Raw genomic sequence first — 5,394 nt, 5'->3', positions numbered from 1 at the left:
ATTAAATAATTTCCTATATAAAATAAATAGAAAGATAAATTTAAAATAGTAGGTGAATTTATGGAATTAATAATAGACGATAGACAAGACAAATTAGAAGTTAGCGAAGAATTAATAGAAAAAATAAAAGATATTATATTAGAATGTTTAGATTATGAAGATTATGATGATAATTATGAAGTAAGCTTATCTTTTGTAGATAATAAAGAAATACATCAATTAAATAATGAATATAGAGGAATAGACAGAGCGACAGACGTATTATCATTCCCTCTTTTAGTAGAAGATGAATTTGGTATAGATTTTGGAGAAGAATCTCTAGGAGATATAGTAATATCATTAGAAAGAGCGTTTGAGCAAAGTCAAGAGTACAACCATAGCTTTGAAAGGGAAGTATGCTTCTTAGTTTGCCACAGTATGTTCCACTTATTAGGATATGACCACGATACTGAAGAAAATACAAAAGAAATGAGACAAAAGGAAGAGTATATTTTAAACAAGTTAGGAATAACAAGGGAGTAGGTTTTTATGAAAAGAAACAAACCACGCCAAAATATAATAAAGGCATTTAATGCAGCTATTGAAGGTGTTATATATACATTTAAACACGAAAGAAATATGAAAATCCATTATGTTATAGCAGTAGTAGTACTTTTAATAAGTCTATTTCTAAATTTAAGTAGAGTAGAAATGATGATATTATTACTATCAATAAGTTTAGTAATCGTATCAGAAATGTTTAATACAGCTGTAGAAAATGCAGTAGATTTAACTACAAATGAGATTCATCCATTGGCAAAAATCGCAAAGGATGTAGCAGCAGGTGGAGTTTTAATTGCATCATTAAATGCGGTGGCAGTGGGATATTTGATTTTTTATGATAAATTTATGCATTTATCTCAGTCAGTAATAGTTTCAATCAGAAAATCAGATCCGCATGTAACTTTAATATGCATAGTATTAGTTTTAATTTCTGTAGTTGTAGTAAAGGCGCTTACAGCTACGGGTACACCGCTTCAAGGTGGAATGCCAAGTGGTCATGCGGCACTTGCATTTGCACTTGCAACATCTATAACAATGATTATAGAAAATCCAATTGTAGCAGCTTTAGGATATATAATGGCTGTGTTAGTAGCACAAAGCCGTATAGAAGGTAAAATACATACATTTTGGGAGACTATAGCGGGAGCATTGCTCGGAATATTAGTAGCAATGCTCGTCTTCCAAATTAAGATATTTAATTTTTATTAAAAAAATTTAATTAAAGCAAATAGATAATAGTTAAATTATATCTTTGTGTTATAATATAGTATTATGGTAAGAATATGAATAAGATTAATATCGAAAAATGATTACCATAATTATTTTGCTAAGGGCGACTTTTAAGCAATGACAAAATAAACAAAATTAGTAAAAGACAGAAAGTTAGGAGAAAATGTAAATGTTCAAATCAGGATTTGTTAGTATAGTAGGTAGACCAAACGTAGGGAAATCAACATTAATGAATAACGTAGTAGGGGAAAAAATAGCTATAATGAGTGACAAACCTCAAACTACAAGAAACACAATTCAAGCTGTGTACACTGATGAAGATTGCCAAATTGTATTTTTGGATACACCAGGTATACACAAACCAAAAAATAAACTAGGCGAGTTCATGGTAAAATCAGCAACAGATGCATTTAAAAATGTTGATTTAGTATTATTCGTAGTAGATGATTCTAAAAAAATCGGGCCTGGAGATAGAAAAATAATCGAAGACTTAAAAGGAATAAAAACTCCAGTTATATTAGTTTTAAACAAAATAGACAAACTAGAAGAAGCTGAGTTATTTGAATTAATGCATTTATATTCAAAAGAAGAAGTATTCAAAGAAATAGTTCCAATATCAGCTCTTAAAGGAAGAAATGTAAATGAACTATTAAAAGTTATAGGAAAGTATCTTGAAGAAGGTCCAAAATACTTCCCAGATTATATGATAACAGACCAACCAGAAAGAGTGCTTGTTTCAGAATTAATAAGAGAAAAAGTATTACACTACTTAAATGATGAAGTACCTCATGGAGTTGCTGTAGAAGTTGAGAGAATGAAATCAAGAAATGACAAAGATATAGTAGATATATCAGCTGTTATATACTGTGAAAGAGACTCTCACAAAGGTATCATAATAGGGAAAAACGGTAGAAAATTAAAAGGTATAGGAAAATCAGCAAGAGAAGACATGGAGCTTTTATTAGGTTCAAAAATAAATCTCCAATTATGGGTAAAAGTAAAAGAGAACTGGAGAAATCTACAAAATTACATCAGTGATTTTGGATATAATGATAAATAAAGGTGGATTATATGGATAGGAAAAATGATGATTCTAGACTGTTGTTAGAACAGGTGAATGATTTATTAGAAAACAATAAAGTATTGGAACTAAGGGAACTATTAGAAGAATATCACACAATGGATATACTAGATGTAATGGAAAACTTAGATGAAGAAATGAAAGTAAAGCTTTTTGAGGTTTTACCAATTGATGTATCAGCATCAATACTAGAGGAAAGCGGATCAGACTTTTTTAGAACAATGCTTTCGTTAATAGACGTACAACATGGAAGAAACATATTAGAACAGATGTCTCTTGATGACTTAACAGATATATTAAGCGAATTAGACGAAGATGAAAGACAAAGAATAATAAATCTATTAAATAAAGAAGACGCCGAAGACGTTAAAAAACTTCTTGGATATGAAGAAGAATCAACTGGTGGAATAATGACTACTGGTTATATCGAAGTCAACGAAAATATGACAGCAAAAGAAGCTATAGACCATATGAGACAAAATGCAGAAGATGCTGAGACTATTTACTACATATACGTTGTCGATAATGATGAAAAATTAGTAGGTGTATTATCTCTTAGAGAGCTTATAACAGCTAGAGATTCTGTTGTTGTTGGAGATTTAATGAGTGAAAATATTATCTCAGTATACGATGACGACGATAGAGAATTAGCAGTAAAATTAGTATCAAAATACGATTTAATAGCTATACCTGTTGTAGATAGAGAAAATGTTCTAAAAGGGATAATAACTGTCGATGATATAATAGATGTTATGGAGGAAGAAGCAACAGAGGATTTATATAAATTGGCTGGGTCTTCTGAACATGAAAGAGATGTCGCAGAAAAACCAAATTCAACTATGTTAGAGCAAATAGCATCATCAGTAAGAGCTAGAATTCCTTGGTTAATATTAATATTAATAGGGGGATTATTCACTGCTATCATATTAACTAAAACTACTTTTGTAGAAGGGTTAACTTATGTTAAATTTCTATGCTTTGTACCTGTAATTTTAGGTATGGGTGGAAGTGTTGGAATGCAGGCTTCATCACTTACAATAATGACTTTATCCAATAATGAGGAAAATATAGATTTTAAAACAGTACTAAAAGAAGGTGCTGTTGGATTGATAACAGGATTATTATGTTCCATTATAATCGGAATAATGGCTTATTTAATCTTAGATAATTTAAATATGGCTGTAGTAATAGCTATTTGTGTATTAATAAATATGGTTGTAGGCTCTATGATAGGTAGCTTTACACCACTTATGCTAAAACATTTATCAGGAGACATATCTATAATATCTTCACCTCTTATATCTGTTTTATTAGATATGATAGGCGTAGTGTTATTTTTCATAATTACGACAATATTTTTGTCAAAAATTGTTTCTTAAATAGATGAATTTTTTAACCTCTTCTTACAAAAACTACGAATAAAATGTAAGAAGGGGGTTTTTTAGATGTATAAATTACTTTGGGAAGTTTTTAAAAAAACTGGAAGTATAGAAGCATATCTATATTTATATGACTATCGAATTTTAAATAAACAAAAATTCGAGAAAAGGGAGACGTTGAATAATAATGGTGATTGTAAACACCCAAGGAATAGTCCTTAGGGCTGTAAAATATAAGGAAAATGATTTAATATTAACTATATTTACACGAAAGCTTGGCAAAATATCTGCAATAGCAAAAGGTGCGAGAAGGACTAAAAGTGCCCTTTTATCATCTTGTCAAGTTTTTGCATATTCAACCTTTACTTTAAAAAAGCAAGGAAGTATGTATAGCGTAACTCAAACTGAAATAATAAAGAGTTTTTATGAAATATCTTATAATTTAGATGCTTTTTCATATGCTACGTATATTATTCAACTTATTGACTATAATTTAGAAGACGAGATAACTAACAACAGATTATTTATTTTATTAGCACAGACTTTATATCTATTTGCTAAAGAAGAAATAGACATGATATATATAAAAGATGTATTTGAATTAAAGTTTTTAGATTATATAGGGTTTAGACCTGTAGTTAATAGATGTAGTAATTGTGGTAATAAAAATCTAAATAATAGTGTATTTAATATATATGAAGGAGGAGTTATCTGCGAAAATTGTAGAGAACTTTTTGACTACAATATGAAAATAGATTTAACAACTATTAGACTAATGGAATATATATTAAATAATGACATTTTGACATGTAATAAAGCAAAAGTATCAAAATATATAGTAAAAGAATTGGATATACTATTGAAAAGGTATTTAAATCAATATATTGACAACAGAGGGTTTAAGTCATTAAACTTAATAGAGAGCATAGAAAATAAAAAGGGAGCTGAATAATATGAGTCAAGTAACAATAGAAGCCATAGATAAAGTATTGGCTAGATTGCCAAAGGCAACTTATAAACAAGCTAAAGAAGCATTACAAAAAACTGACGGAAATGTAGTTGAAGCTATTATATACTTAGAATCAAACTACAGTGATTTAAAAGGATCTTCAAAGAAAACTACAGAAATCTTTGGGAAAAATACAGACGAACTAAAAGAACAAGTTTTAGACCTAATAAAGAAAAGTAATGTTGTTAGATTAATCATCGAAAGAAAAGGAGAAACTATGTTAAATATACCACTTACTGTAGGTGTAGTAGGTGTTATAATAGGACCAATGCTTACTTTAGTTGGATTATCAGCTGCAGTACTTTCAAAATGCAAAATCAAAATAGCTAATGAAGATGGAGATACTGTTATCGATTTAGGAGAATTTAGTGAAGAAAAATTCAATACTATAAAAGACATGGTATCTAATAAAGCAAAAGACGTAAAAGAAGCTATGGACAAAAATAAAGAATCAAACACTTATCCTAATGATGAAATGAAAAAACAAGATGATGAAATAGTAATAAGTTTAGATAAAAAATCATACGACGTAAAAGACGACAACAATAATCAACAATAATTTAAAATAAACTAAAAATACATCTATATATTAAAAATTTTAGGTAGGATAATTTTTATCTCTACCTTAATTTTTTGTATATTAAATTTTATAT

Annotated in this window: 6 protein-coding genes; all 6 read left to right on the top strand. The window is 28.8% G+C overall.

Annotated elements, in window-relative coordinates; genetic code table 11:
* Positions 1-60: 60 nt before the first annotated feature.
* The 6 genes from ybeY (at position 61) to I4U58_RS12405 (ending at position 5,300) form a co-directional block, all read left to right on the top strand.
* Complete coding sequence (gene ybeY / locus I4U58_RS12430; protein ID WP_195931661.1) at positions 61-522, top strand: rRNA maturation RNase YbeY; 462 nt, start codon at positions 61-63, stop codon at positions 520-522.
* Positions 523-528: 6 nt separating this feature from the next.
* Positions 529-1,251 carry a diacylglycerol kinase gene (locus tag I4U58_RS12425; protein ID WP_195931660.1) on the top strand — a complete coding sequence of 241 codons (723 nt, stop codon included), beginning with the start codon at positions 529-531 and terminating at the stop codon, positions 1,249-1,251.
* 190 nt (positions 1,252-1,441) lie between these two features.
* Positions 1,442-2,332: a GTPase Era gene (gene era, locus I4U58_RS12420; RefSeq protein ID WP_195931659.1), complete on the top strand. Its 891-nt coding sequence runs from the start codon at positions 1,442-1,444 to the stop codon at positions 2,330-2,332.
* A gap of 11 nt (positions 2,333-2,343) precedes the next feature.
* Complete coding sequence (mgtE, locus tag I4U58_RS12415) at positions 2,344-3,732, top strand: magnesium transporter (protein WP_195931658.1); 1,389 nt, start codon at positions 2,344-2,346, stop codon at positions 3,730-3,732.
* Between the two features lie 187 nt (positions 3,733-3,919).
* Entirely contained in the window at positions 3,920-4,684 is a 765-nt protein-coding gene (recO, locus tag I4U58_RS12410; RefSeq protein ID WP_195931657.1) for a DNA repair protein RecO, read from the top strand.
* 1 nt (position 4,685) lies between these two features.
* The gene (locus I4U58_RS12405) at positions 4,686-5,300 is read left to right on the top strand and encodes a DUF4342 domain-containing protein (RefSeq protein WP_195931656.1); all 615 of its coding nucleotides are present in this window, start codon (positions 4,686-4,688) and stop codon (positions 5,298-5,300) included.
* The last annotated feature ends 94 nt before the right edge of the window (positions 5,301-5,394 follow it).

It is taken from the genome of Clostridium sp. 1001270J_160509_D11 (assembly GCF_015667935.1).
Taxonomy (GTDB): Bacteria; Bacillota; Clostridia; order Peptostreptococcales; family Peptostreptococcaceae; genus Intestinibacter.
This window is presented reverse-complemented; position numbering and strand designations above follow the sequence as displayed.